The sequence below is a fragment of the Pseudomonas tremae genome, assembly GCF_001401155.1.
GTDB classification, from domain to species: Bacteria; Pseudomonadota; Gammaproteobacteria; order Pseudomonadales; family Pseudomonadaceae; genus Aquipseudomonas; species Aquipseudomonas tremae.
This window is the reverse complement of record NZ_LJRO01000114.1, coordinates 1-24,213: the sequence shown is the minus strand read 5'-3', so window position 1 is coordinate 24,213 and position 24,213 is coordinate 1. Positions and strand designations below refer to the sequence as shown.

Annotated in this window: 29 protein-coding genes and 1 pseudogene; 19 read left to right on the top strand and 11 right to left on the bottom strand. The window is 58.4% G+C overall.

From position 1 onward, the window contains the following. Window positions 1–11: 11 nt before the first annotated feature. A complete protein-coding gene (locus ALO43_RS08535) occupies window positions 12–614 on the top strand; it encodes a glutathione S-transferase family protein (RefSeq protein WP_005887479.1) in 603 nt (200 codons plus the stop codon). 36 nt (window positions 615–650) lie between these two features. After that, window positions 651–785, top strand: a pseudogene (locus ALO43_RS32340) (lysozyme inhibitor LprI family protein); the annotation flags it as partial. 21 nt (window positions 786–806) lie between these two features. Here the strand turns inward: ALO43_RS32340 and ALO43_RS08530 are convergent. The 5 genes from ALO43_RS08530 to ALO43_RS08510 all read right to left on the bottom strand — a co-directional run bounded on the left by ALO43_RS08530 (window position 807) and on the right by ALO43_RS08510 (window position 3,681). Continuing rightward, window positions 807–1,184 (bottom strand): glutathione S-transferase N-terminal domain-containing protein, encoded by a 378-nt coding sequence (locus tag ALO43_RS08530; RefSeq protein WP_024670701.1) that lies wholly within the window; start codon window positions 1,182–1,184, stop codon window positions 807–809. Between the two features lie 75 nt (window positions 1,185–1,259). Continuing rightward, window positions 1,260–1,805 carry a GTP cyclohydrolase I FolE gene (gene folE, locus ALO43_RS08525; RefSeq protein WP_005887481.1) on the bottom strand — a complete coding sequence of 182 codons (546 nt, stop codon included), beginning with the start codon at window positions 1,803–1,805 and terminating at the stop codon, window positions 1,260–1,262. A 218-nt stretch (window positions 1,806–2,023) separates the two neighbouring features. Then, the gene (locus ALO43_RS08520; RefSeq protein WP_005887482.1) at window positions 2,024–2,581 is read right to left on the bottom strand and encodes a Smr/MutS family protein; all 558 of its coding nucleotides are present in this window, start codon (window positions 2,579–2,581) and stop codon (window positions 2,024–2,026) included. Window positions 2,582–2,626: 45 nt separating this feature from the next. After that, on the bottom strand, window positions 2,627–2,944 hold the full coding sequence (locus tag ALO43_RS08515; protein WP_005887483.1) for a hypothetical protein: 318 nt from the start codon (window positions 2,942–2,944) through the stop codon (window positions 2,627–2,629). Between the two features lie 146 nt (window positions 2,945–3,090). Next, window positions 3,091–3,681, bottom strand: coding sequence for a cysteine hydrolase family protein (locus tag ALO43_RS08510; RefSeq protein WP_005887484.1), 591 nt, complete (start codon window positions 3,679–3,681; stop codon window positions 3,091–3,093). Between the two features lie 247 nt (window positions 3,682–3,928). On the opposite strand from ALO43_RS08510, the gene prmB reads away from it, so the two are divergent. After that, complete coding sequence (prmB, locus tag ALO43_RS08505) at window positions 3,929–4,837, top strand: 50S ribosomal protein L3 N(5)-glutamine methyltransferase (RefSeq protein ID WP_024670700.1); 909 nt, start codon at window positions 3,929–3,931, stop codon at window positions 4,835–4,837. 55 nt (window positions 4,838–4,892) lie between these two features. On the opposite strand, the gene ALO43_RS08500 is transcribed toward prmB, so the two are convergent. Both ALO43_RS08500 and ALO43_RS08495 read right to left on the bottom strand, forming a co-directional pair. Then, window positions 4,893–5,696, bottom strand: coding sequence for a hypothetical protein (locus ALO43_RS08500; protein WP_080267883.1), 804 nt, complete (start codon window positions 5,694–5,696; stop codon window positions 4,893–4,895). A 100-nt stretch (window positions 5,697–5,796) separates the two neighbouring features. Next, on the bottom strand, window positions 5,797–6,816 hold the full coding sequence (locus ALO43_RS08495; protein ID WP_024670699.1) for an alpha/beta hydrolase: 1,020 nt from the start codon (window positions 6,814–6,816) through the stop codon (window positions 5,797–5,799). 141 nt (window positions 6,817–6,957) lie between these two features. Between ALO43_RS08495 and aroC the strand changes: the two genes are divergently transcribed. The 6 genes from aroC (at window position 6,958) to ALO43_RS08465 (ending at window position 12,196) form a co-directional block, all read left to right on the top strand. Next, window positions 6,958–8,049, top strand: coding sequence for a chorismate synthase (gene aroC, locus ALO43_RS08490; protein WP_005887488.1), 1,092 nt, complete (start codon window positions 6,958–6,960; stop codon window positions 8,047–8,049). A gap of 30 nt (window positions 8,050–8,079) precedes the next feature. Further along, a complete protein-coding gene (locus ALO43_RS08485; protein WP_042931984.1) occupies window positions 8,080–9,243 on the top strand; it encodes an MFS transporter in 1,164 nt (387 codons plus the stop codon). Further along, window positions 9,240–9,854, top strand: coding sequence for a methylthioribulose 1-phosphate dehydratase (locus ALO43_RS08480; RefSeq protein ID WP_005887490.1), 615 nt, complete (start codon window positions 9,240–9,242; stop codon window positions 9,852–9,854). The genes ALO43_RS08485 and ALO43_RS08480 overlap by 4 nt, the downstream gene beginning before the upstream one ends. Before the next feature lie 96 nt (window positions 9,855–9,950). Further along, a complete protein-coding gene (locus ALO43_RS08475; RefSeq protein WP_005887491.1) occupies window positions 9,951–10,496 on the top strand; it encodes a 1,2-dihydroxy-3-keto-5-methylthiopentene dioxygenase in 546 nt (181 codons plus the stop codon). Window positions 10,497–10,512: 16 nt separating this feature from the next. Beyond that, a complete protein-coding gene (gene mtnC / locus ALO43_RS08470) occupies window positions 10,513–11,196 on the top strand; it encodes an acireductone synthase (RefSeq protein WP_054997372.1) in 684 nt (227 codons plus the stop codon). A 277-nt stretch (window positions 11,197–11,473) separates the two neighbouring features. Then, complete coding sequence (locus ALO43_RS08465; protein ID WP_024670694.1) at window positions 11,474–12,196, top strand: response regulator transcription factor; 723 nt, start codon at window positions 11,474–11,476, stop codon at window positions 12,194–12,196. A 124-nt stretch (window positions 12,197–12,320) separates the two neighbouring features. On the opposite strand, the gene ALO43_RS08460 is transcribed toward ALO43_RS08465, so the two are convergent. Then, entirely contained in the window at window positions 12,321–12,599 is a 279-nt protein-coding gene (locus tag ALO43_RS08460) for a DUF3509 domain-containing protein (protein ID WP_005887494.1), read from the bottom strand. Window positions 12,600–12,977: 378 nt separating this feature from the next. On the opposite strand from ALO43_RS08460, the gene ALO43_RS08455 reads away from it, so the two are divergent. Then, window positions 12,978–13,523 (top strand): ankyrin repeat domain-containing protein, encoded by a 546-nt coding sequence (locus ALO43_RS08455; RefSeq protein WP_005887495.1) that lies wholly within the window; start codon window positions 12,978–12,980, stop codon window positions 13,521–13,523. Between the two features lie 96 nt (window positions 13,524–13,619). Then, complete coding sequence (locus ALO43_RS08450) at window positions 13,620–14,138, top strand: hypothetical protein (protein WP_005887496.1); 519 nt, start codon at window positions 13,620–13,622, stop codon at window positions 14,136–14,138. On the opposite strand, the gene ALO43_RS08445 is transcribed toward ALO43_RS08450, so the two are convergent. Then, complete coding sequence (locus ALO43_RS08445; RefSeq protein WP_024670692.1) at window positions 14,135–15,061, bottom strand: ZIP family metal transporter; 927 nt, start codon at window positions 15,059–15,061, stop codon at window positions 14,135–14,137. The two genes, ALO43_RS08450 and ALO43_RS08445, sit on opposite strands and share 4 nt — an antisense overlap. Window positions 15,062–15,215: 154 nt before the next feature. Here ALO43_RS08445 and ALO43_RS08440 point away from each other — a divergent pair, with 154 nt between their 5' ends. From ALO43_RS08440 to ALO43_RS08405, 8 genes are all read left to right on the top strand, one after another. Next, window positions 15,216–15,407 (top strand): PLDc N-terminal domain-containing protein, encoded by a 192-nt coding sequence (locus ALO43_RS08440; protein WP_054997371.1) that lies wholly within the window; start codon window positions 15,216–15,218, stop codon window positions 15,405–15,407. Window positions 15,408–15,607: 200 nt separating this feature from the next. Next, complete coding sequence (gene speE, locus ALO43_RS08435) at window positions 15,608–16,468, top strand: polyamine aminopropyltransferase (protein WP_005887498.1); 861 nt, start codon at window positions 15,608–15,610, stop codon at window positions 16,466–16,468. A gap of 261 nt (window positions 16,469–16,729) precedes the next feature. Beyond that, the gene (locus tag ALO43_RS08430; RefSeq protein ID WP_024670690.1) at window positions 16,730–18,817 is read left to right on the top strand and encodes an LTA synthase family protein; all 2,088 of its coding nucleotides are present in this window, start codon (window positions 16,730–16,732) and stop codon (window positions 18,815–18,817) included. Between the two features lie 187 nt (window positions 18,818–19,004). Then, a complete protein-coding gene (locus ALO43_RS08425; RefSeq protein WP_005887500.1) occupies window positions 19,005–19,241 on the top strand; it encodes a hypothetical protein in 237 nt (78 codons plus the stop codon). 246 nt (window positions 19,242–19,487) lie between these two features. Beyond that, entirely contained in the window at window positions 19,488–19,829 is a 342-nt protein-coding gene (locus tag ALO43_RS08420; protein ID WP_005887501.1) for a ribonuclease E inhibitor RraB, read from the top strand. Between the two features lie 464 nt (window positions 19,830–20,293). Next, window positions 20,294–21,703 carry a circularly permuted type 2 ATP-grasp protein gene (locus tag ALO43_RS08415; RefSeq protein ID WP_054997370.1) on the top strand — a complete coding sequence of 470 codons (1,410 nt, stop codon included), beginning with the start codon at window positions 20,294–20,296 and terminating at the stop codon, window positions 21,701–21,703. A gap of 12 nt (window positions 21,704–21,715) precedes the next feature. Further along, on the top strand, window positions 21,716–22,675 hold the full coding sequence (locus ALO43_RS08410; RefSeq protein WP_005887503.1) for an alpha-E domain-containing protein: 960 nt from the start codon (window positions 21,716–21,718) through the stop codon (window positions 22,673–22,675). Next, a complete protein-coding gene (locus tag ALO43_RS08405; RefSeq protein ID WP_005887504.1) occupies window positions 22,672–23,502 on the top strand; it encodes a transglutaminase family protein in 831 nt (276 codons plus the stop codon). Before ALO43_RS08410 ends, ALO43_RS08405 begins: the two co-directional genes overlap by 4 nt. Before the next feature lie 51 nt (window positions 23,503–23,553). Here the strand turns inward: ALO43_RS08405 and ALO43_RS08400 are convergent, their stop codons facing one another. Both ALO43_RS08400 and ALO43_RS31120 read right to left on the bottom strand, forming a co-directional pair. Continuing rightward, a complete protein-coding gene (locus tag ALO43_RS08400; protein ID WP_005887505.1) occupies window positions 23,554–23,925 on the bottom strand; it encodes a rhodanese-like domain-containing protein in 372 nt (123 codons plus the stop codon). Between the two features lie 67 nt (window positions 23,926–23,992). Then, the coding region (locus tag ALO43_RS31120) for a hypothetical protein (protein WP_054997369.1) at window positions 23,993–24,213 on the bottom strand (221 nt) is incomplete at its 5' end.

The window sequence follows — 24,213 nt, the reverse complement described above, 5'->3', positions numbered from 1 at the left end:
AGGGCAGGGCGATGTACAAGGTTTATGGCGATTACAACTCGGGCAACTGCTACAAGGTCAAGCTGATGCTTAACCTGCTGGGCAGCGAGTACGAGTGGGTGCCGGTCGATATTCTCAATGGCGAAACCCAGACCCCGGCTTTTCTGGAAAAGAACCCCAACGGCAAGATCCCGGTGCTGGAGCTGGAAGATGGCACCTGCTTGTGGGAGTCCAATGCGATTCTCAACTTTCTCGCCGATGGCTCCAGGTTCCTCCCGGCCGAACCGCGTTTGCGCACCCAGGTACTGCAGTGGCAATTCTTCGAGCAGTACAGCCACGAGCCTTCAGTGGCGGTTGCGCGTTTCATCCAGTTTTACCTGGGCTTGCCTGCCGAGCGCATGGTCGAATATCGCGCCATGCAGAAGTCCGGTTACCGGGCACTGGCCGTCATGGAGCAGCAGCTTGATCGCACGCCGTTTCTGGTCGGCGATAATTTTTCGATTGCCGATATCGCCCTGTATGCCTACACCCATGTGGCGCATCAAGGCGGTTTCGACCTCACACCGTACACCGGTATCCGTCGCTGGCTGGAGCGAGTTCAGGCTCAGCCGGGCTACATCGGCATGCTGGACTAACCTGAACACCTGCGCCGCCAATGAGCTGGCAGTACTCAGGCGGGCAAGCCGGAAGACTCCGGCTCGATGTGGCCGCTGGTGCAAGCGCAATGCTTGGCCGAGCACATCCTCGTGCGGCTCAAGCAGTTGCAAGTCTGTGTTGCTTGTCGCGAGGAAGATTGCCCGCGTTGATCGACGTCGGGCAATCGCTGCTCAGATTGCTCCGAAGCGCTGATCAAGGTAATCGATGATCACCTTGGATTCATACATCCACACTGTCTTGTCTTCTTCTTCGATACGCAGGCAAGGCACCTTGATTTTGCCGCCTTCGTTGAGCAGGGTCTGGCGATCGAGCTCGTTGTTCTTCGCATCGCGCAGCGCGACCGGCACGTTGAGGCGACGCAGGGCACGGCGGGTCTTTACGCAGAACGGGCAGGCGTGAAACTGATAAAGCGTCAGGTTCTGTGCTGCTTCATCGACCGCCGCCTGGCTTTGCGGATCGCGTTTTTTCTTGCTTGGGCGGGTCAGGAAGTCGATGCCGATGACGAGTTGGCCCAGGCCCACTCTTAACGCTTTCATGAACACGTTCATACCTCTTGCGGACAGCGGGTGAGTTCTGCACAGCGTTCAGCGTGCGCTACCGCACGTGAACGCAGGCTGAACGCATTACTTGATCAGGCTGAGAAACTCACTGCGAGTCGCTGCGTTTTCACGGAATTCGCCGAGCATCACCGAAGTGATCATGGCCGAATTCTGCTTTTCGACGCCGCGCATCATCATGCACATGTGTTTGGCTTCAATCACCACTGCAACGCCCAGCGCGCCGGTTACCTGTTGAATGGCTTCGGCGATCTGACGGCTCAGGTTTTCCTGGATCTGCAGGCGGCGGGCATACATGTCGACGATCCGCGCGACCTTGGACAGGCCCAGCACTTTGCCCTGCGGGATGTACGCCACATGTGCCTTGCCGATAAATGGCAGAAGGTGGTGCTCGCAGAGGGAATACAGCTCTATGTCCTTGACCATTACCATTTCGCTGGCCTCGGAGCTGAACAATGCGCCGTTGGTTACCTCTTCCAGCGTTTGGGCGTAACCGCGACACAGGTACTGCATGGCCTTGGCGGCGCGCTTGGGGGTGTCCAGCAGGCCTTCACGCGAGACGTCCTCGCCCAGTTGCCCGAGTATGGCGGTGTAATTCTGTTCCAGTGTCACAGGAGTGTGTTTCCGTGTGGGATTCGATAAATGCGAGGGCATGGCCGTTCGCCGAGGCGCACATAGTAACTTACGCACGGTAACTTACGCACGCGTAGGGGGTACGGCAGCGCGGCAAATCAACGTGTCAGGCGGGGTTTGTAATGTCTTGCTCACGCGTTGGCGACCAGGTCGCTACCCACTTGCTGCCCGGTCTGCCCGACAAGGCGTGAAGCGGGCTACTCGTCGCGACCTTCCATCATGGTGCGCTTGAGCACCACATAAACAGCGCCCGCGCCGCCATGTTTTGCCACGCATGAACAGAAGCCCAGTACCTGCGGATGCTGGCGCAACCAAGTGTTGACGTGGCTCTTGATCATCGGGCGCTTACCGTCCAGACGCACCGCCTTGCCGTGTGTGACACGCACGCAGCGTATCTCCAGTTTTGTGGCTTCTGCCAGAAACTCCCACAAGGTTTCGCGAGCCACTTCCACGGTCATGCCGTGCAGGTCGAGGCTGCCCTCGAAGCTGATCTGCCCGAGCTTGAGCTTGCGCATCTGCCCGTCCTGAACACCGTCCCGCGACCAGCTCAGGACATCTTCAGGGCCGACATCGATCACGAATTGATCCGAGAGCCCGTCGATGATCACCGAGTCGGTGCGCACGGTTGCCGACTGGCGCAGGCGGGCCAGCATTTTTCGATCAGCCTTGGGTTTGCCAACATCAGCGTGTTCATGCTTGAGAGGCTTTACGCCGCGCGTCTCGCTTCTGAACAGGGAAAAATCGTCGTCTTGCATGGGGCCTCCGCGAAGGAGGCTAGTCTACCCGTTCAAGCGAGCGGTTCAGTTGTGTTTTTTCATCAAATGGGCGGAGATGCTCAAGCCGCTCGATCCGCGCTGGCGTCGGCAACGCCGCCAGAGCCAGATGCCCAGGTAAAACACCAGTAGCCCACTGATCGCGACGAAAGCGGCGCCACCTGGGCTGGCATTCAGCTCGCCCAGCATTTGAGGATGGCCGATCAGGCTGGAGGCACCGGCGAAGGTCAGCACCAGGCCCACAACCGCCAGCATCAACGCGATCAGCATACCGATGCGCTTGCCCCAGTTACCCGGGCCTTTGTTGCGCAAGCGACGTGCATTGAAACCATCTGACGTTTTCATGCCTTTCCTCGATAGGTAGCGGCTGAGCGGGTATCGGCGCTGTGACTTGGATAAAGAGGGGTGGTTCCCGCTTCCGGTACATAACCGGGCAGCAAAGGATGGGCGGTTATGTGAGCGCGTTCACACAACCCCTCGGTCAGGCACTTTCAGATCAGGTCTTTGGTGAGGGCCAGCGTGGCAAAGTTGTCCGCCATGATTGCCATCTCGGTCCGGTGGACAACCTCGGCGCTGACGACACCGTGCGGGCTCGGCAGGTCGCGGGTCGCGCAGGCATCATCAACCAGCGTGCAGCGATAACCGTAATCCTTGGTAGCGCGCACTGTGGTGCTGATGCTCGAGTGACTCATGAACCCGCAGACCACTAGATCCAAGTGCCCCAGACGTTGCAGCAGCTCGTGAAGGCCAGTGCCGTTGAAGGCGTTGGGCAAACGTTTTTCGACCAGGTGTTCGTCGTCTTGTGGCGAAAGTCCCGAAACCAGTTGGCCGCGCTCGCCCTGCGGGTCGAACAGGCCGCCGACGGTGCCCAGATGACGGACATGTACGATCGGACACTTGACTGCGCGAGCCTTGGCGACCAGTTGACCGATGTTGGCCAGCGCTTCTTCGACCCCGGTCAGCGCCAGTGGACCGCTCAGGTATTCTTTCTGGGCGTCGATGATGATCAGCGTCGCGTTGCTCAGGCTGGCGGGCGCATGCACCCGGCCACTGAGTTGAAACATGGTCTTTAAATCGGACATCCACGGGCTCCTTTGAGTGGGGCTTTTGCGACATTGTCCTCTGGCTGAAGCGTTCTGGGAATGGCAACTATCGAAAGCCACGTTTTCCGTGGCCTGCAGGGCAGGTTGCGGGCATGGCGGATGGCGGTTTGCCTTGATGGCATCAGACGAATCGTGGAAACTCCCGAGTTTAGCGGGTACGAAGCGTGCGTCGTTGTCCGGATCCAGGCCTGTCAAAGTGGCTCGTCGTTTTTTAAGGAGTTTGTTCATGATCACCTCCCGTTTGCGTACCGTACGCGACCATATCCGTTGGGCCGTCAGCCGCTTTCACGAGGAAGATGTGTTTTTCGGTCATGGCACTGACAACGCCTGGGACGAAGCTCGCCAACTGGTGCTGGGCGCTTTGCATCTGCCGTGGGAAATCGCCGACAGCTATCTGGACTGCCGTCTGGAAGTCGATGAGATATCCGAGCTGCAACGCCTGATCAAACGCCGCATCGACGACCGTATTCCGACGCCCTACCTGCTGGGCGAGGCCTGGTTTTGCGGCATGTCGTTCATTGTCGACGAGCGTGTGCTGATCCCGCGCTCACCCATTGCCGAACTGATCGAAGAGCGCTTTGCGCCGTGGCTGGCCAGTGAGCCTGCGCGGATTCTGGACTTGTGTACCGGCTCCGGTTGTATCGGTATCGCCTGTGCCGACGAGTTTCCCGAAGCCGAAGTGGCGCTGGCCGACCTGTCCTACGACGCGCTTGAAGTGGCCAACCAGAACATCGAGCGCCACGGTATGGAAGATCGGGTCTACACCGTGCAGGGCGATGGGTTCGACGGCCTGCCGGGGCAACGCTTCGATCTCATCGTGTCCAATCCGCCTTATGTGGATTCCGAAGACTTCGCCGACATGCCGGACGAGTACCAGCACGAACCGGAACTGGCGCTGGTCTGCGGCAGTGACGGTCTGAACCTGGTACGCCGCATGCTGGCCCAGGCCGCTGATCATCTGAACGAGAAGGGTTTGCTGATCGTCGAAGTGGGCAACAGCCAGGTACACGTACAGGCGCTGTACCCGGAAGTCGATTTCGCCTGGCTGGACTTTCAGCGTGGTGGCCACGGTGTGTTCATGCTGACTGCCGAGCAGTGCCGCGAGCATCAGGCACTGTTTCAGTCTCGAATCTGAGGCGAACCTGACAGGGGCTGGCATCGCAGCCCCGGCAGTCCGCAGGCAAGCCGTTTCAGCGGTGCGTGGCGATCCAGATCAGCAGCCCTGCCTGGAACACAGCGAAAGTTACCAGGCAGGCAATCGTGAAACGCAGACTGGCGTCCTCACGCTTGTATTTGCCGACCCGCTCTTCGTGCTGGCGGATGGTGACTTCCTGCTCGATCATGTTTTTTTCTGCCTTTTCCAGCATTTGCGACGCTTCGAGAATTTCGACGATCTGCACCTTGTCGTTGTTCCAGGTGCTGTGCAGGTTGCCAACATGCACATCCTTGATACTGCCTTTCATGTGCTGGGCGTCGGCATAGGCGACTTCGAAGCCGAGGGTGCGCAGAAAGTGATCGCGGCGCAGGCGGGTGTCTTCGTTCAAGCCGTCCTTGCTGGCCAGGGCCACGCCCTCGATCTTGTAGGAAGACCATCTTTTCTGTGCCCAGTGGACCGCATGGGCGATCATGAAGCGACCGATCCCCCGGTTCCACGGCTCTATCTGCAAGCCTGACTCCGGGCCGAAACGCACAATGCGTTTCTCGTGGTCGGCCCATAAATCCAGATTGTTCTGTTCTTTACGAACGCGTTGGCCGGGCAGCTGAATGTTGATGCGCAGCAGGCTCAGCGCCTTGCTGTGACGTTCGGCACGACCGAACTGCACAAAACGCAACGGCCGCCCACCGGTAGCCCGGTCAGTAGGTTGCGGTGCGAGGCGCAGCATCTGAAAACTTTCGGGCAGAACGTCTTCCCACGGTTGTGGCGGTGCTGCAACCTCGGCTTCTGTGCTGATGGGTTCTGCAGTGGTTTCGGTCATGATATTCGCGTCAGTCATAGCGGTGGCCCTGTCCTTGACCTTGTGCAGCAAAACACAAGGCCGGCAAACCGCTATCGGCCAGAGCGGCCGAGACTGAAGGGTGGGTGGTTGCTGTCAGTCAGTTCTTTTTTGCCGACGCGGGCAATGCCTTGATAAAGCCCACAATGCGCGACGTCACTTCGTCAGCCAAGGGCTGGGTCGGGTTGCGATAAGACAGCAGTTGTTGCTGCAGGTCGTCCGGCACGATGCGCAGCACATGATTCATGCCGTCGATCAGGGCCAGTTCGGCGTCGGGTTTGGCTTTTTTCAGCAGCAGAGCGTCACGCACGCCGACCTGGATGTCATTGCGCCCCTGGACGATCAGCGCCGGAACATGCAATGCGCCAAAGGCAGCTGCCGGGTTCTGCCGAAACAGCGAAATCAGATAGGGCTGGACACTGGGACGGAACACCACCTCCAGCTCGGAGGGAACCTTTTCGTCGGTTTTGCCCGCCTTGAGTTCGTCGAGCAATTGATCACTGCGCTGTAACAGTTCTGGCGGAAGTCGCTCGCGGAATTGCTCGCGCAGCACTTCATCCACAGGTCTGCCGGTGCCGGCTACAGAGATCACTGCCGCTGCGCCGGCCTTTTCCGCCGCTAGGCTTGCGACCAGCGCGCCTTCGCTATGGCCCAGCAGGATCAACTGACCCAGGCGCGGGTTAGCCTTGATTGCCCTGACCCATAGCTGCACGTCGGCAACATAGCGTTCGACGCTGAGGTTACGCTCATCCGGCGTTACCGCCTTGCTGGCTGCCACACCACGCTTGTCGTAGCGCACGCTGGCAATATTGTTGTTGGCCAGGATCACCGCCAGGCGCTTCATGCTGTCGTTGCGTCCGCCTTCCGGGTTATTGCCGTTGCGGTCAGTCGGGCCTGAGCCAGCAATGATAAGCACCACCGGCACAGGTGTGTCCGAGCGCGGCATCAGCAAGGTGCCGTAAAGCTTGCCGTTTTCAGTGTCCACGCTGACTGTACGCTGCACCGTTGTAGGCCCTGCAGCGCTGGCTGCGCCAGACATCAGGGTCAGGATCAGTGTGACCGGCAGCGCCAGAAGGCACAGTCGTTTGAACGCTCGAATCGGGGAAGTACCGGATAACATCGCATGGCCATCATGGGTGGGGTCTCGCTTGGACGCACGCGGTCACAGAAGGTTCGAGGATGAACTGAACCGCGAGGCTGCGTATACTGGCGCGCTTGTTTCAACGATCTGGTTTTTTGGCTGATTTTTCGGAGCGCCCGCATGTCCGGCAACACTTTCGGCAAGCTGTTCACTGTCACCACCGCCGGCGAAAGCCACGGCCCGGCGCTGGTCGCTATCGTCGACGGCTGCCCGCCCGGGCTTGAGCTTGACCTGCAAGATCTGCAGCGTGATCTGGACCGCCGCAAGCCCGGCACCAGCCGCCACACGACCCAGCGCCAGGAAGCCGATGAGGTCGAAATCCTGTCGGGCGTCTTCGAGGGCAAGACCACGGGTGCCTCCATCGGCCTGCTGATCCGCAACACAGATCAGAAGTCCAAGGACTACTCTGCCATCAAGGACCTGTTCCGGCCCGCTCACGCTGATTACACCTACCACCACAAGTACGGCATCCGTGATTACCGGGGCGGCGGCCGCAGCTCTGCGCGGGAGACCGCCATGCGCGTTGCTGCCGGGGCCATTGCCAAGAAATACCTGGCGACCCAAGGCATTGTCATCCGCGGTTACATGAGCCAGTTGGGGCCGATCCAGATCCCGTTCAAAACCTGGGATTCGGTCGAAGACAACGCTTTTTTCTGCCCTGACCCCGACAAAGTGCCAGAGCTGGAGGCCTACATGGACCAGCTACGTCGCGACCAGGATTCGGTCGGCGCGAAAATCACGGTGGTGGCTGAAGGCGTGATGCCGGGCCTGGGCGAGCCGATTTTCGACCGTCTGGATGCCGAACTGGCCCATGCGCTGATGAGCATCAACGCAGTCAAGGGCGTGGAGATTGGCGCCGGCTTCGACTGTGTGGCCCAGCGTGGCACAGAGCATCGTGACGAAATGACGCCGCAGGGTTTTCTGTCGAATCAGGCGGGCGGCATTCTCGGCGGCATTTCCTCCGGTCAGCCGATCATCGCGCATCTGGCGCTCAAGCCGACGTCCAGCATCACCACGCCGGGGCGATCAATCGATGTGAATGGTGCCCCGGGCGATGTCATCACCAAGGGGCGCCATGACCCTTGTGTCGGTATTCGTGCCACGCCTATTGCCGAGGCGATGATGGCCATGGTGTTGCTGGACCACCTGCTGCGTCATCGCGGACAGAATGCCGATGTTCGCGTCGATACGCCTGTGTTGGCGCAGCTGTGACAAGCGCCGTCACGGTTGCGGTCTGCTAGCGTGACAGCACTCCCCGGCAGGCAGCTTCCGTACTGGAGGCTGTCCGGGTTTTACGTGTGTTATTTCGCCTTGTTGGGGGCGTCGGCGCCGTTTATGGCGCTTTACCTGAGCCACCTCGGCTTTGCCAGCGCCCGGATCGGCGAGCTGATTGCCATCCCCATGCTGATGCGTTGTGTGGCGCCCAACGTCTGGGGCTGGCTGGGCGACTACACAGGGCGGCGCCTGGCGATCGTGCGTTTCGGTGCAGTGTTCACACTCTTGGCGTTTTCACTGATTCTGCTTGAAAAAACCTATGCCTGGCTGGCGCTGGTCATGGCGCTGTATGCGTTCTTCTGGCACGCCATCCTGCCGCAATTTGAAGTCATCACGCTTGCCCATCTGCAAGGCCAGGCCGCACGTTACAGCCAGATCAGGCTATGGGGCTCCATCGGCTTCATTCTGGCGGTGGTGCTGCTGGGGCGAGTGTTCGAACGTTTCAGCCTCGACCTGTTTCCGTATATCTTGCTGGCGATCATGGCTGGCATTGCCGTCAGCAGCTGGTGGGTGCCCAATGCGCAGCCACCCATCTCGACCCGCGAAGCGGATGGCGGAGGGTTTATTCGCCAGCTGGCGCGGCCTGGAGTGCTGGCGTTCTATATCAGTGTTGCGCTGATGCTGTTCAGTCACGGTCCGTATTACACGTTTCTGACCTTGCACCTGGAAGCGCTGGGCTACAGCCGTGGTCTGATCGGCATGTTGTGGGCGGTAGGGGTGGTGGCCGAAGTGCTGATGTTCATGGCCATGAGCCGCATCCTCCAGCGGTTTTCAGTGCGCCAGGTGCTATTCGCAAGCTTTTTGCTGGCCGCGCTGCGTTGGCTTTTGCTGGGCCTGTTTGCCAAGCACCTGCCTGCACTGCTGGTTGCGCAAGTGATGCATGCTGCTACGTTCGGCAGCTTTCATGCTGCTGCCATCCATTTCGTGCAACGTAGTTTCGGTCCGCGTCAGCAGGGCCAAGGGCAGGCGCTTTATGCTGCCTTGTCCGGGGTTGGCGGTGCGCTGGGCGCTTTGTACTCCGGTTACAGCTGGAACGCGCTGGGGCCAGCCTGGACATTTTCCATTGCCAGCCTTGCAGCCATTGCCGCAGCCGTCATGATTGTCACACCCAAGAAAGAGGAAGGTGCATGAGCCGCGAACAACTGAGTCAGGACATCATCGAGGCAGGACGATTCCTGTACGGTCGTGGCTGGTCGCCAGCCACCAGCAGCAACTACTCCGCGCGCCTGTCGGCCAGCGAAGCCTTGTTGACTGTGTCCGGCAAACACAAAGGGCAGTTGGGGCCTGATGATGTGCTGGCCACTGATATGGCAGGCAACAGCCTGGAACCCGGCAAGAAGCCCTCTGCCGAAACACTGCTGCATACGCAGCTCTACAACTGCCGGCCAGAAGTTGGAGCCGTGCTGCACACCCATTCGGTGAATGCGACTGTGTTGTCGAGGCTGATCGCTGCAGATCATCTGGTGTTTGAAGATTACGAGCTGCAGAAGGCCTTTCATGGCGTGGTGACCCACGCGTCCAAGGTGGTCGTGCCTATTTTCGACAATGACCAGGACATCGCCCGTCTGGCCGCAAAAGTGCAACCGTGGCTGGACGCGCACCCCGATTGCGCTGGCTACCTGATTCGCGGTCACGGTCTTTATACATGGGGCGCAAGGATGAATGATGCATTGCGCCAGATCGAGGCATTCGAGTTTCTGTTCGAATGCGAGCTGAAAATGCGTACGGTGATGAACCGTTGACGACGTCGGGTCAATCCAGACACGTATTAACCTGTAGTTACGCCTGACCGGCCTGTAAAAGCCGGAGGGCGCTGCCCCAAACCGAGGATTACAGCCATGAGCAGCCTGTCCGTTTATCACGTTTCAAGCCCGGATACTCCCAACAAGGTGCTGACCCATCTGGAGGACATCGCGTCGACACTGGCCGAGCAGGGCGTAGCGTTCGACCGATGGGAAGCGGCTACCCCTATTACCCCCGGTGCCAGCCAAGAGGAAGTGATCAACGCTTATCGCTCGCAGATCGACAGGCTGATGAACGAGCGCGGTTACGTGACGGTGGACGTCATCAGCCTGAACAGTGATCACCCGCAGAAAGCCGAATTGCGCGCCAAATTTCTTGAAGAGCATCGTCACGGTGAAGACGAAGTACGCTTTTTTGTGGCCGGAAGGGGTCTGTTCACACTGCACATCGGCGACTACGTATACGCAGTTCTGTGCGAAAAGAACGACCTGATCTCTGTGCCAGCCGGTACCCCGCACTGGTTCGATATGGGTGAAAACCCGCATTTCGTTGCTATCCGACTTTTCAACAATCCCGAAGGCTGGGTCGCGAACTTCACCGGTGAAGACATTGCTGGTCGTTTCCCACGGCTGGAAGACTGACAGGAGCCCGTTTCTGATGCCTATCAAAGCTGTTCTCACGGATATCGAAGGCACGACCAGTGCGGTCAGTTTCGTGTTCGACGTGCTGTTTCCGTTCGCCAGAACGCACTTGCCTGACTTTGTCCGCAAAAATGCCGATCAACCTCAGGTAGCGTCGCAGCTGGAAGCCGTTCGGGTGCAGAGTGAAGAGCCTGACGCCGATGTCGAGCGAGTCATCGCGATTCTGCTCGAGTGGATAGCGGAAGACCGCAAGGCCACGCCGCTCAAAGCCCTGCAGGGCATGGTCTGGGAGCAGGGCTACAACGCCGGTCAGCTCAAGGGGCATGTTTACCCGGACGCCGTTGAAGCGCTGCAGCACTGGCATCGGCAGGGCTACAGCCTTTATGTTTACTCATCGGGTTCGATCCAGGCCCAGCAGCTGATTTTCGGCTGCTCTGAAGCTGGCGACCTGTCAGGGCTGTTCAGCGGTTATTTCGACACCACATCCGGCCCCAAGCGCGAGGTGCAGTCCTACCGCACGATTGCCGCCGCCATGGGCCAGGACGCGCAAGAGGTTCTGTTCCTTTCGGACATCGTCGAAGAGCTGGACGCAGCAAAAGCTGCGGGGATGGCCACCTGCGGTCTGGTTCGTGACGGGGGAACACTGGTTGGGCACAAGAATGTGGCGAGCTTTGCACTCATCGATCCGGCCACTTTCTAGCTAGGCTGGTCATCCAGACGGGCCATGCTTCTGTCCAGCGGCATTGCCCTGATGCCGCTGACTGCGCGGTTTTCTACCTGCGCTGGCACATTGACTGCTGACTTTTGTGAGCTTTATCCCGCCATACAGTGGGACTTTTCCTGTTCAAAAGTGCGTTGATTCTGTTTGTCCTGGCGGTTGTCTTTCGACGCGTTTATTCGTGTAAGTTCTGCGCGATCACTTCCTGAGTCACGGACAACACCTGTACCGGCTCAGGGGCGCAGAGGGAGCGGCAGCGATGTGCAGTGCCATAAAAGAGAGTGCGACCAAGGATCTACTGATACAGCAAATGGTGAGCACGATTACCGAACTCGATGGCCAGACTGCCATCGAGAATGCTCTCGAATGGTTGCGGCGTGAATGCAGCAGTGAGCGCGCGATGTTCTACCAGTTCAAGGGGCCGTTGCTGCTGACCTTCATCACGTCCAATGTCAACGATGCGTGGGGTGAGGCGTATCGCCGACACGAGCTGATCAGGCACGACCCGGTCATCCGCTGTTATCACCATGAGTTAGGGTTCGTGAACTGGCAGGATGCATTCAGGCAATACCCGATATCAGCCTGCTACAAAAAAGCGGTTGATGCCTGCGAACTGCTTCCGGCCGTATCATATGGTTACACTAACCACTGCCGTGGTGCAGACAGCGTCACCTCGGTATGCACCTTGGGTGACATTGAACGTGCAATAAGCGCCGAACAAAAATACCTGATCAGCAGTCTCATGCCTGTGCTGCACAGCGTGGCACGAGGGTTGAAGTTCAGTTCCCGCGGTTTAACGCACCGAGAACTGGAAGTTCTACAGTGGGCCAGAGACGGAAAGACCGCTTGGGAAATATCAATGATTCGGGAGGTTTCTGAGTCAACGGTCAAATTTCACCTGAAGACCATTTATTCAAAACTGGGCGTGGCGAACCGGGCACAGGCGGTAGGTGAAGCGCTTTGCCGCGGACTGATCAGGTGATCAGCCAAGCCTGCTACATCAAAACGCGGGCAAAAAAAAGCCGCGAAAACATGCGTAATCGCGACAAACAAGGGATGAGAGAGCGTACAACGGCATGCCGCCCCGGAAAGGGCGGCAAAGAAAATCAACGTGTGTGATAAGTCGGCAGGTCAAAGCGATGCTGGCTTTGCAGCATCGAGATAGCTGGCAATTCACTGGCCTGTGCCGCCAGATCGCGGCGGATGGCGCTGATTACCCATTCCAGCTGAACCGGGGTGTGCAACTGCGCATAGGACACCGAGCGACGGATCTGTTTGCCTTCGGCACTGCGCAACGAAACCAAAACACCACCGTCCGGACGCGGCTGGGTGTTAACGGTGTAGTCGGAGAATACGGAAGCGAATTTTTCTTGAATAAAAGTCATGTTTGGCGGCTCCATTGCTCATGGGATAACAAGCTTGCAAGTACTGTTGCAGCGACTGTGCCAGTCTTTGCACTACAATTTATTCCTTTAAAATCAATGGCTTAATATATTTGAAAATTTCAGGTCTCGTGCATTTTGCATGAACACCCATCGTGCGCCCTGCATTTTGCGGGTTTTGCGGGGCGGCGCTTCGGGCAGATAAGCCGGTTAGCTGCTCGCGCCTTCGTTGTTCCCGCTGTCATTGAACTGCTGGACACACCAACCCTCTGAAGCTGGAGGCCAAAAAGCGGATCGAACAGCTGGCGCGTCTTGCGGTCATTGTTTTATCGCTGCCGGGAGCACTGGATTCCCGGAGTACCTTGCGCCAAGGAGCCATTGATGACCGATTCAACCGCCAACCCGCCCAAGACGATGACCGAAGACGAGGCTGCTGCCTTCGCCGAACAGGTTTTCGACGTTGCTCGTCAGGGCGATGCTGTGATGCTGGAACGCCTGCTCGAGAAGGGCCTGCCAGCAGACCTGCGCAATCACAAAGGCGATACGCTATTGATGCTGGCCAGCTATCACTGCCATGCAGATGCTGTCCGGGTGCTGCTGAACCACCGGGCCGATCCGGAAATTCGCAACGACAACGGCCAGAGTCCCATTGCAGGCGCAGCGTTCAAGGGTGATCTGACCGTCGTCAAGTTGCTGGTCGAAGCAGGTGCCGATCTGGATGCCGCCTCTGCCGATGGCCGCACGGCGTTGATGATGGCAGCCATGTTCAATCGTATCGAGATCGTCGATTACCTGATCAGCAAGGGCGCTGACCTCCGTGCTTGCGATGCCAAGGGCATCAATGCGCTGGACGCTGCGCAGGCAATGGGCGCCACTGTTGCCGTGCAGCACTTGAGCAAAATGGGTATGCAGCCTGCGCGGCCCTGATACCCATACCTTTGCGGCATGAACGCGCAGATAGAGGCGCGAGGGAATTACCGTTATCCTTCGCGCCTCTTTTTTTGCCCCTGCAGGATTGCCTTTATGAAAGACGCACTGGTCGAATTAATCAGCAAAGTCAGCTCGGGCTGCATGGGCGACGACGAGATCGCGCAGATCGCTGATGAAGCGGCGCAGGCTTACGCTGACCCGCAGGCGTTTCTGGCCGCCAACCCCGACATCAATTACGACGACACGTTTCCGATCGCCCTGGGCGAGTGGGTGGTGGTCGGCAGTCTGCCGGAGACTGTGTTGTTTCAGGCCGACAACTACATGCAGCTGTTCGAGCAGATTGTTCAGTCATTCGGCAAGGATGTGACGTTCAACATCAAGCCGAAGCAATTGGCCAAGGGCGAGCCTCTGGTCGCCCTGAACCGAATTCAGATTCAGCTGAGCAGCATGAACAAGGATATGGGCGGCTACGTGCTGATGAATTTCAGCCAGCCACTGGATGACGAATTACAGGCGGTGCTGGTCTATGGACGTGACGAAGCGCGTGTGCTTGAGCTGACAGCGTTGGCGGGCATCCATGCCGCGCCAGCACTGCAGGCACTGCGCGGTTAGCCCAGGGCTGTATCGAGAAACATCATGACGGCAAAACCGCCCATCAGTCCCAGCGTCGCCGAGGTCTGATGGCCGTTGCGATGCGTCTCCGGAATGACTTCATGGGACACCACGAAGATCATTGCGCCTGCGGCCAGGCCCATGCTCAGTGGATAAGCGATCGCGAAGCCGCTGGAAATACCGAGGCCTACCAGAGAGCCCAGTGGCTCCATCAAACCGGAACCAATGGCTACCAGCATTGCCTTGAAGGCCGACAGCCCGGTGGCACGAAGGGCGAGGGCGATTGCCAGGCCTTCGGGGATGTCCTGAATTGCAATGGCGGTGGTCAGCGGCAGGCCTACGTTCATATCGCCGCTGGCGAAACTCACACCGATCGCCATGCCCTCAGGCAGGTTATGCAGCGTAATCGCCAGGACGAATAACCAGACCCTGTTGATGCGCTCCGAATGCGGCCCTTGCCGTCCTACACTTTCATGCTCGTGCGGGGTGAACCTGTCCAGGCCCAACATCAACAGCACGCCAAGCCCTAGCCCGGCTACCACCGTCGCCGCTGCCCCGGGGCCGCTGTTAGTGATGTCCCGGGCAGCTTCGAGGCCTGGCAGGATCAATGAAAACGAGCTGGCAGCCAGCATCATGCCTGCGGCGAAACCGAGCATGATGTCCTGGGCGCGTTGCGAAACGTTTTTCAGCGCAACCGCCATGACTGCGCCCAATGCTGTGGCCAGAAACCCTGCGGTGCCCCCCATCAGCGCATGATTGAAGTTGACCTGACTGGTGCCGTAAAAGGCGTTGTAAACACTGATGCCGACCAGTCCGATAACGATCAGCAGGGCGAGCGCGAAACCCAGGCTTACCAGCGGGCTGTTCTGCAAGTGGTTAAACCACGTGGCCCAAGGCGTGCGGGGTTGTGCGGGTGTCGACATGAAAAGAACTACCTTTGGAAGAAGTGGACGCGATGGCAAGCGAAAAAACAGCTTCGCCCCGATTGGGAGCCCGAGAATATAAGGTTGGTTCAACGGAACCCCCGAACGGCGCGACTATCCTAGGAAGGCAAGCATTCATCTTAGGGGCAACACCATGGGTTCTAGCTTCAATGGCCTGGTCGGCCTGATCATTCTGGTGCTCGATATCTGGGCTATCATCAATGTTTTGAAAAGCGGCGCCGAAACCGGAAAGAAAATTCTCTGGGTGTTGCTGATTGTACTGCTGCCTGTAGTGGGCCTGATCATCTGGGCAATCCTGGGGCCGCGCGGCAACGTGCGTATCTGACACGCCAGCAGGCTGGCATGAAACGCCTGATTACTCGCGTAGTCAGGCGTTTTTTCGTTTTCGGGCCGAGGCATCTGCGCCCCACTCATGGCAGCCTGACGACAGAGAGGTTCGACCTGTCATGTTCCTCGACGTAGAATGCGCGCTTTTGTTGTGGGCGGTCGGCCGTCCTGTCATCAGTACCCAGCGGGAGCTTACCCATGAGCGATTATCAGGAAACGTTGTACGAAGGCTACGGCCAGCGCTTTCGTATGGAAAAAATGCTTCACGAAGTACGTACCGAGCACCAGCATCTGGTGATCTTCCAGAACCCGCGCATGGGGCGCGTGATGGCGCTGGACGGCGTCATCCAGACCACCGAAGCGGATGAGTTCATCTACCACGAGATGCTCACTCACGTTCCGATTCTGGCGCACGGTGCAGCCAAGCGTGTGCTGATCATCGGTGGTGGCGACGGCGGCATGCTGCGCGAAGTTGCCAAGCACCTGACAGTCGAACACATCACCATGGTCGAGATCGACGCCACAGTGGTCGAGATGTGCAAGGAGTTTCTGCCCAATCACTCCAACGGTGCCTTCGATGATTCCCGTCTGAATCTGGTCATCGATGACGGCATGCGCTTCGTCGCTACCACTGAAGAGAAGTTCGACGTCATCATTTCCGATTCCACCGATCCGATCGGCCCAGGAGAAGTGCTGTTTTCTGAAAACTTCTATCAGGCCTGCCATCGCTGCCTGAACGAAGGCGGCATTCTGGTCACTCAGAACGGCACGCCGTTCATGCAGTTGAGCGGTGTGCAGACCACTGCTGGTCGCATGAACGGTCTGTTTGCCGACTGGCATTTCTATCAGGCAGCCATCCCGACCTACATCGGCGGGGCAATGACCTTTGCCTGGGGGGCGACCGACAAGAGCTACCGGAAACTGCCGCTGGAAACCCTGCGTCAGCGTTTTTCGGGCAGCGGGATTGTTACGCGCTATTACAACCCTGAAGTTCACATCGGCGCGTTCGCCCTGCCACAGTACGTGCTGCAGGCTGTGAACAAGGCCAGCAACGACTGACCGGCCTGCGGCGCGCCAAGGCCTGAACGTCTGAAGCACCACCTGAGTGGCTCTTGGGCGCGCTTCTGGCGACAGAAATTTCACACGTTCTGTCCCAGAATTGCGCGCGAAACTGAACAGGTGTGCGCCTTCACGGGCGGACCTGGCCCCAGGCGCCCCGCAATCAAGTAATATCTGCGCCCTGCTGCACGCCGCCGTCCCGAGAGGAGGGCGTCGCTGCACCACTGAACCTACTTCTGAATCCACCGGATCCTGACAACCATGGCCAAAACGGACGCCCAGATTCATCGGCAAGCCCGCTTGCAAAACCCGACTGTCAAATCGCATCTGGCGTACATCCTGCTCAGCGGCTTCGCCCTGATGGTGATGTACACCCTGTTGCGCATTGGTCTGCTGGTCTACAACCGCGAGATGATTGGCGACACGCCAGCCTCGACGTTCGTTGAGGCGCTGTTCAACGGCATGCGTTTCGACCTGCGCCTGACAATGTATCTGCTCGTTCCGCTGGTGCTGTCGCTGTTCAGCGCCCGGGCCATGTCGGCGCGCGGCTTTTTCCGTTTCTGGCTGACCCTGGTCGGCAGCATCACGCTGTTCCTGGGCCTGATGGAAATGGACTTCTATCGCGAGTTTCACCAGCGCCTGAACGGCCTGGTGTTTCAGTACGTGAAGGAAGATCCAAAGACCGTTCTGAGCATGTTGTGGTACGGCTTCCCTGTGGTCCGGTACCTGCTGGCCTGGGCTGCGGTAACCTGGCTGTTGAGTCTGGTGTTCAAGGGTATCGACCGCATCACGCGCCCACGCCACGTCACCACGACGGGCACCCACACAGTGGCGTCTGTTGCGCCCTGGTATATGCGCACAGGCGTCTTCGTGCTGGTGCTGTTGGTCATGGTGGTGTGCATTCGCGGCACCCTGCGCCAAGGTCCGCCGCTGCGTTGGGGTGATGCATATACCACCGAATCGAACTTTGCCAACCAGCTGGGGCTGAACGGTACGCTGACTCTTATCACTGCGGCCAAAAGCCGTATGTCCGAGGATCGCGACAATATCTGGAAAGCCACGCTGCCTCAGGATCAGGCGCAGCAGACCGTGCGCGACATGTTGCTGACCCCCCACGACAAGCTGGTCGAGCCTGACATTGCCGCCGTGCGTCGCGACTTCACGCCGCCGGCCGAAAACACGCTGCCGATCCGCAACGTCGTCGTAATTCTGATGGAAAGCTTCGCCGGTCATTCGGTGGGCGCGCTGGGCAGCGATGCCAATATCACGCCGTACTTCGACAAACTCTCCAAGGAAGGCCTGCTGTTCGATCACTTCTTTTCCAATGGCACGCACACCCACCAGGGCATGTTCGCCACCATGGCATGCTTCCCGAACCTGCCGGGTTTCGAATACCTGATGCAAACCCCTGAAGGTGCCCACAAGCTGTCGGGCCTGCCGCAGCTGCTGAGCGCAGGGCGCAACTACGACGACGTGTACGTCTACAACGGCAACTTTGCCTGGGATAACCAGTCGGGGTTCTTCAGTAACCAGGGCATGACCAACTTTGTCGGTCGCGAAGACTTCGTCAATCCGGTTTTCTCCGATCCGACCTGGGGTGTGTCCGATCAGGACATGTTCGACCGTGGTGCGCAGGAATTGAAAGCCCGGCAGGATGGCAAGCCGTTCTATGCTCTGCTGCAAACCCTGTCCAACCACACGCCGTACGCACTGCCTGATCCCTTGCCGGTCGAGCGCGTGACCGGGCATGGTTCGCTGGATGAGCACCTGACTGCCATGCGCTATGCCGACTGGGCATTGGGCCAGTTCTTCGAGAAGGCCAAAAAAGAGCCGTACTTCAAGAACACCCTGTTCGTTGTATTGGGTGATCATGGTTTCGGTAACAACAAGCAACTGACCGAAATGGACCTGGGCCGCTTTAACGTTCCGTTGCTGCTGATCGGTCCTGGTGTGCAGGAAAAGTTCGGTCAGCGCAGCAGTACCGTGGGTACTCAGGTCGACGTGGTGCCGACCATCATGGGTCGTCTGGGTGGCCAGAACCGCAACCAGTGCTGGGGGCGCGATCTGCTGAACCTGCCGGAAGGCGACAAGGGTTTCGGCGTCATCAAGCCATCGGGCAGCGAGCAGGTGGTGGCCATTGTCAGTGGCAACCGCATCCTGATCGAGCCGACCGAGATGCCGGCCAAATTGCTGACCTACACCCTGGGCGCTAACCCGCACGCAGAAGAAGTGCCTGACGCTCCAGACACTCAGGAACTCAAGCACAAGCTGGAAAGCTTCCTGCAGACTGCAACCAAAAGCCTGCTGGACAACACAGCCGGTGTAGAGGCCAGCAAAAACCGCAACTGACGGAGACAGACTCGCCAAGCCGACGAGTCCTGTCACCCATGAAAAAGACCCTTGGCATGCACTGCAAGGGTCTTTTTTCTTGCCTGCTGTTCGCGCGGGTCCGGCACTAATCCGTTGGAACGAATGAGGGGCTGGAAATGTCCTTATGAGATAAGCCGGAGTGCCCGGCTTCGTTCTGGAGGCGTTGATGAAACAGTGGGCCATTTTGTATCTGGACAAGGACGGCGTGCAGCAGCGCCTTGAGGCTGATTTTGCAGCCCGTCCCAGCGAGGAAGAGGTTGCGCAGATGCTGCGCAAGGGCCTTTACCCGATGACCGATGAACTTGATCTCAATGATCTGGACGGCCGCACTGCTGAACCTACTGTAAAGACGCTGAAGGACCATAACAGCGTAGAGATCATTTCCATTACAGAAATGAGCTGACCGCTGGTTGCTCAAAAACCTTTTCGTGCCAACCACTTGGCATCCGGCCCGCGATAGGGCTACTCTGCATATGAGGTCATTCGAATGACCTCTGACATCTCGATACCCGGCCTGCACACGCGCCCGGCCTGGTCAGCTACATGCTTGATTCCCCACGTCGGATTATCTGTCGTGAGGCGGCCCTCTCCAAGGTGGTCGCTCTGGAAGAGTTGAAACTCTATCTATCGTTGCATAGGAGGACGTTTCATGAGCACAGCCTATCAAGAGGACATCAGCAGTAACGTACTGCGCCGCATGAAAGAAGGCGGCTTCGATTTCGCGCGCATTTACCCCATCGAGTTTTATGCCATTTTCCCGGATGAGGAACGGGCTCGGCAGGCTGCAGAGCAATTTCGCGGCGAATCCCTCAATACCCAGATAAACGTACGTGACGACGGTGCCTGGCATTTGCAATTGAGCAAAGTGATGTACGCCACTTATGACGGTATCGGTGACTTCGAGCAGGACTTCCAGGCGGTTATTTCGCCAATGGATGGTGAGGTCGAAGGCTGGGGCGTTACACAGGAAATCAGAAGACTGCATGCCTGAGGCATTTCGGTCGGAATGCAAGACATTGACCGGCCGATTCGGAATGCTTTCCGCGTCGGCCGGTCTTGTTTTTGGGCTCTGGCCAGGTCAGGCAACACTTGCTGTGGTCAAAAAAAAGCCACTCAATCGAGTGGCTCAAAGGGAAGTCTGTTTAGAATCTGCAGGCGGTGCCTGAACATGATGCGTGATACAAAAAGGGTGTCTGGCGCCCTGTTTGCTCGGTTGCCGGGGAGTATGGCGAACTAATATGGGTGGCGGAAATCAACTCTGACTATGCCGATCATAGATTTCACGATTCAATAATGCTTCCGAATGAAGCGTAAACGAATCAGCCAGAGCGTTTAATGCACAGGAATGGTGCGAGCAATGGTGGTTTTTTACCTAACCCGTTGATTAAAAAGCGTTTATGCCGGTGGCACGGGCTTTGCGAAGGTCTTGGTGTCCATGGTGACAAGGAGTACGGCATGATCCGCACCTTTTATGACGAGATGTACGATGCTGGCGGCATAGTCCGCCCGCACTATCGGGAGTTTGCCCGCTGGCTGGGTGATACGCCTCCCGAGCTGCTGGCTCAACGCAGGCGCGAAGCCGATCTGCTGTTTCACCGTGCCGGAATCACCTTCACGCTGTATGGCGATGAGCAGGGGACCGAACGGCTTATTCCTTTCGACACCATTCCGCGCAGCATTCCGGCCAGTGAGTGGCGGGTGGTCGAACGCGGCTGCATTCAACGCGTCAAAGCGCTGAACATGTTTCTGGCCGATCTTTATCACGACCAACGCATTATCAAGGCCGGCATAATTCCCGCCGAGCAGGTGCTCGCCAACGAGCAGTACCAGCTGGCGATGCAGGGTCTGAACCTGCACCGCGATTTGTACTCGCATATTTCCGGCGTCGATCTTGTACGCGACGGAGACGGCACCTATTACGTGCTGGAAGACAACCTGCGCACACCGAGCGGCGTGAGCTACATGCTCGAAGACCGCAAAATGATGATGCGGTTGTTTCCGGAGCTGTTCTCGGCGCAACGTATTGCACCCATTGATCATTACCCGAATCTGCTGCTCGACACCCTCAAAAGCTCAAGCCATCTGGACAACCCGAGCGTTGTGGTACTGACGCCCGGACGTTTCAACAGCGCCTTTTTCGAGCATGCGTTCCTGGCCCGCGAGATGGGTGTTGAGCTGGTCGAAGGCGCGGATATGTTTGTCCGCGATGATCGCGTGCTCATGCGGACCACTGATGGCCCCAAGGCTGTCGATGTGATCTACCGCCGCCTTGACGATGCGTTTCTCGACCCGCTGGCGTTCAACCCAGACTCGATGCTCGGCGTCCCTGGCCTGCTGGCTGCCTATCGCTCCGGCAATGTGGTGCTGGCCAACGCCATAGGTACCGGCGTTGCCGACGATAAATCGGTCTACCCGTATGTCACTGACATGATTCGTTTCTATCTCGACGAAGAGCCGATTCTCAAGAACGTACCGACATGGCAGTGCCGCAAGCCTGAAGAGCTGTCGCATGTGCTGGCCAATCTGGGCGATCTGGTCGTCAAGGAGACCCAGGGCTCCGGCGGTTACGGCATGCTCGTCGGCCCTGCTGCAACGGCCGCTGAAATCGAATCTTTCCGGGCCCGCCTGAAAGCCAAGCCGCATGCCTATATCGCCCAGCCTACGTTGTGCCTGTCGACCTGTCCGACATTTGTCGAGAACGGCATTGCCCCGCGACACATCGATTTGCGCCCCTTTGTTCTGTCCGGTCGCGAAACCCGCGTCGTCCCTGGCGGGCTTACCCGAGTGGCCTTGCGTGAAGGCTCACTGGTGGTGAATTCGTCTCAGGGTGGCGGAACCAAAGACACCTGGGTGGTCGAGGATTAAGGATGCCTGTCAATGTTAAGTAGAACTGCCTCGGATCTTTTCTGGATGTCGCGTTACCTGGAGCGAGCGGAGAACCTCGCCCGAATGCTGGACGTGAGTTATTCGCTGTCGTTGATGCCTCAGGACGGGCGTGGCGACGGGCTGGATGAAATAGCCATGCCGCTGCTGATCACCGGCACGCTGGAAACCTATATCGAGCGTCATGGCGAACTGCATGCCGAGCGCATGCTGCACTTCTTCGCGCTGGACGCGACCAACCCGGCCAGCATCTACAGCTGCCTGGGCGCCGCCAGGGCCAGTGCGCATGCCGTGCGTGGCCGAATCACCGCAGACATGTGGGAGAACATCAACTCCACCTGGCTGGAAATTCGCGGCATCGCCCAGCAGGGGCTGACCCGCTATGGCATGAGCCGCTTCTGTGAATGGGTCAAGGAGCGCTCTCACCTGTTCCGGGGCGCGACCTACGGCACCATCATGCGCAACGACGCGTTCCGTTTCATTCGTCTGGGCACGTTCATCGAGCGCGCCGACAACACCATGCGGATGCTCGACGCGCGTTACGAAATGCTCGAGTTGCGTGGTCCACAGGCCAATGCCGCGGCGGATAATTCCGCTGCGGGTTATTACCAGTGGAGCGCCTTGCTGCGTGCGCTGTCATCGTTCGAAGCGTATACCGAAGTCTATCGCGATGCGCCAGGCGCGCGTCAGGTAGCCGAACTGTTGCTGTTGCGGGCTGATATACCGCGCTCGTTGCGCGCCTGCCTGGAAGAAATGGACGTCATTCTGGCCAGCCTGCCAGGCGTCAACGGTCGTCCTGCGCAGCGCATGGCGGCCGAGATGGACGCAAGATTGCGCTACACCAGCATCGACGAGATCCTCGAGGAAGGCCTGCACGAGTGGTTGAACGAATTCATTCCAATGCTGGCCCAACTGGGTGATGCGATCCACATTTCGTATCTGGAGGCTGCATGAGACTCTCTATAAGCCATGAAACCACCTATCACTATGATGATCAGGTGCGTTCCAGTATCCAGTATCTGCGCCTGACGCCTCACGACAGCGAGCGTCAGCAAGTGCTTAGCTGGCAACTGACCTTGCCGCGCCCGGTGCGCGCGCAGATCGACCCGTTCGGCAATATCCTGCACGTGTTAAGCCTTGAAGAGCCCCACGAGGCGATCATCATCGGCGCGCGTGGCCAGGTCGAGATTGACGAGACGCGTGAGTCAGAGCATGAAAGTCAATCGGCATTGCCGTTTTTGCGCGTCACGCGGCTGACGGAGCCGGACGAGGCGATTCGCAGCTTCGCCGCCACGGAGTGTCGCAAGCGCGCCGACCGCACGGCCTTGATCGACCTGATGCATGCGCTCAACCAGCACATGACTTACACCCAGGGCGCAACGGAGGTCGACACCAGCGCCGCTCAGGCGTTTGCCGGACGCTCGGGTGTCTGTCAGGACCACACTCACGCCTTCCTGGCTTGCGCTCGCACTATGGGCGTGCCGGCGCGTTATGTATCCGGTTACCTGTGCAGTGAAGACAGCGAACACCTGTCCAGCCATGCCTGGGCCGAAGCGTGGATTGACGACGCGTGGTACAGCTTCGACGTGACGAATCAGTTGGCCATCCCCGAGCGTCATTTGAAGCTGGCGGTCGGGCTGGATTATCTGGATGCCTGCCCGGTGCGCGGCATGCGCCGGGGTGGCGGGTCTGAGCAGATGCATGCCAAGGTCGTGGTCTCGCCCATGACCGGCACGCCAAAGGTGAAGACCCGGGTGCAGGTTCAGACACAGCATCAATGATGCGCTGGACGTGAAGGTCAGGCGGCCGGGATTTCATCCTCCGGCCGTTGCTTACTCGGCAGGGTCGTCAGTGATGTCGTAAAGCGCATTGTGCAACTCTTCGTAGTTACCGCCATTGATCACGCTGAAGTAACCTGCGGCCCTTAGTTTTTCCTGCGCCTTGTCGGCCTTGCTGTCAGTACTGCTGAAGATGACGAACACCGCATTGCGGTCGGCGATTACCTGCTTCATCTGGTTTACCAGTCGCCTGTCGTCAACCCGCACCGCATTCAGCACCGAGCCTGCTTCGTAGTCGGTCTGACTACGAATATCCATCGCCAGCTTCCCTTCCTTCAGTGCAGCCACGGCGGCTGCCTGATCTACAACGCCGGCGTGTGCAGCAACGCTGCCGACCAGCGCAAAAACAGCAATCCATTGGCGCATGAACCCATCTCCATCAGTGCGAGTGGAAATAGTGGCACAGTTACATACTGTCCGAAAGCGTAGCGGATCAGCCAAACAACCTGTTCAGGTTGGGCACTATCAATAGCAGGGTAGTAGTGAAGAGAATAAGTCCTGCCTGGCGTACTTTAGGATGTTTGAGCTTGAGTTTGAGCATGGCTGACCGCCTTTTGTTGTTATTCCTGAGCGACAAAAGCGCGTCGAAGGCATGACCGATTCGACGGCTCGCAAGGTTGCACGTTGAACAGGTGGGCGCGGTCAATTGACCGC

Coding starts and splice junctions, on each gene's coding strand:
- ALO43_RS08405 (WP_005887504.1), top strand. CDS start 22,672: ATGAGACTCTCTATAAGCCATGAAACCACCTATCACTATGATGATCAG.
- ALO43_RS08530 (WP_024670701.1), bottom strand. CDS start 1,184: ATGAACGTGTTCATGAAAGCGTTAAGAGTGGGCCTGGGCCAACTCGTC.
- prmB (WP_024670700.1), top strand. CDS start 3,929: ATGATCACCTCCCGTTTGCGTACCGTACGCGACCATATCCGTTGGGCC.
- ALO43_RS08510 (WP_005887484.1), bottom strand. CDS start 3,681: ATGTCCGATTTAAAGACCATGTTTCAACTCAGTGGCCGGGTGCATGCG.
- mtnC (WP_054997372.1), top strand. CDS start 10,513: ATGCCTATCAAAGCTGTTCTCACGGATATCGAAGGCACGACCAGTGCG.
- ALO43_RS08415 (WP_054997370.1), top strand. CDS start 20,294: ATGATCCGCACCTTTTATGACGAGATGTACGATGCTGGCGGCATAGTC.
- ALO43_RS08475 (WP_005887491.1), top strand. CDS start 9,951: ATGAGCAGCCTGTCCGTTTATCACGTTTCAAGCCCGGATACTCCCAAC.
- speE (WP_005887498.1), top strand. CDS start 15,608: ATGAGCGATTATCAGGAAACGTTGTACGAAGGCTACGGCCAGCGCTTT.
- ALO43_RS08420 (WP_005887501.1), top strand. CDS start 19,488: ATGAGCACAGCCTATCAAGAGGACATCAGCAGTAACGTACTGCGCCGC.
- ALO43_RS08440 (WP_054997371.1), top strand. CDS start 15,216: ATGGGTTCTAGCTTCAATGGCCTGGTCGGCCTGATCATTCTGGTGCTC.
- ALO43_RS08535 (WP_005887479.1), top strand. CDS start 12: ATGTACAAGGTTTATGGCGATTACAACTCGGGCAACTGCTACAAGGTC.
- ALO43_RS08400 (WP_005887505.1), bottom strand. CDS start 23,925: ATGCGCCAATGGATTGCTGTTTTTGCGCTGGTCGGCAGCGTTGCTGCA.
- ALO43_RS08500 (WP_080267883.1), bottom strand. CDS start 5,696: ATGACTGACGCGAATATCATGACCGAAACCACTGCAGAACCCATCAGC.
- ALO43_RS08450 (WP_005887496.1), top strand. CDS start 13,620: ATGAAAGACGCACTGGTCGAATTAATCAGCAAAGTCAGCTCGGGCTGC.
- ALO43_RS08495 (WP_024670699.1), bottom strand. CDS start 6,816: ATGTTATCCGGTACTTCCCCGATTCGAGCGTTCAAACGACTGTGCCTT.
- ALO43_RS08520 (WP_005887482.1), bottom strand. CDS start 2,581: ATGCAAGACGACGATTTTTCCCTGTTCAGAAGCGAGACGCGCGGCGTA.
- ALO43_RS08460 (WP_005887494.1), bottom strand. CDS start 12,599: ATGACTTTTATTCAAGAAAAATTCGCTTCCGTATTCTCCGACTACACC.
- ALO43_RS08515 (WP_005887483.1), bottom strand. CDS start 2,944: ATGAAAACGTCAGATGGTTTCAATGCACGTCGCTTGCGCAACAAAGGC.
- ALO43_RS08465 (WP_024670694.1), top strand. CDS start 11,474: ATGTGCAGTGCCATAAAAGAGAGTGCGACCAAGGATCTACTGATACAG.
- ALO43_RS08410 (WP_005887503.1), top strand. CDS start 21,716: ATGTTAAGTAGAACTGCCTCGGATCTTTTCTGGATGTCGCGTTACCTG.
- ALO43_RS08445 (WP_024670692.1), bottom strand. CDS start 15,061: ATGTCGACACCCGCACAACCCCGCACGCCTTGGGCCACGTGGTTTAAC.
- ALO43_RS08425 (WP_005887500.1), top strand. CDS start 19,005: ATGAAACAGTGGGCCATTTTGTATCTGGACAAGGACGGCGTGCAGCAG.
- ALO43_RS08480 (WP_005887490.1), top strand. CDS start 9,240: ATGAGCCGCGAACAACTGAGTCAGGACATCATCGAGGCAGGACGATTC.
- ALO43_RS08430 (WP_024670690.1), top strand. CDS start 16,730: ATGGCCAAAACGGACGCCCAGATTCATCGGCAAGCCCGCTTGCAAAAC.
- aroC (WP_005887488.1), top strand. CDS start 6,958: ATGTCCGGCAACACTTTCGGCAAGCTGTTCACTGTCACCACCGCCGGC.
- ALO43_RS08455 (WP_005887495.1), top strand. CDS start 12,978: ATGACCGATTCAACCGCCAACCCGCCCAAGACGATGACCGAAGACGAG.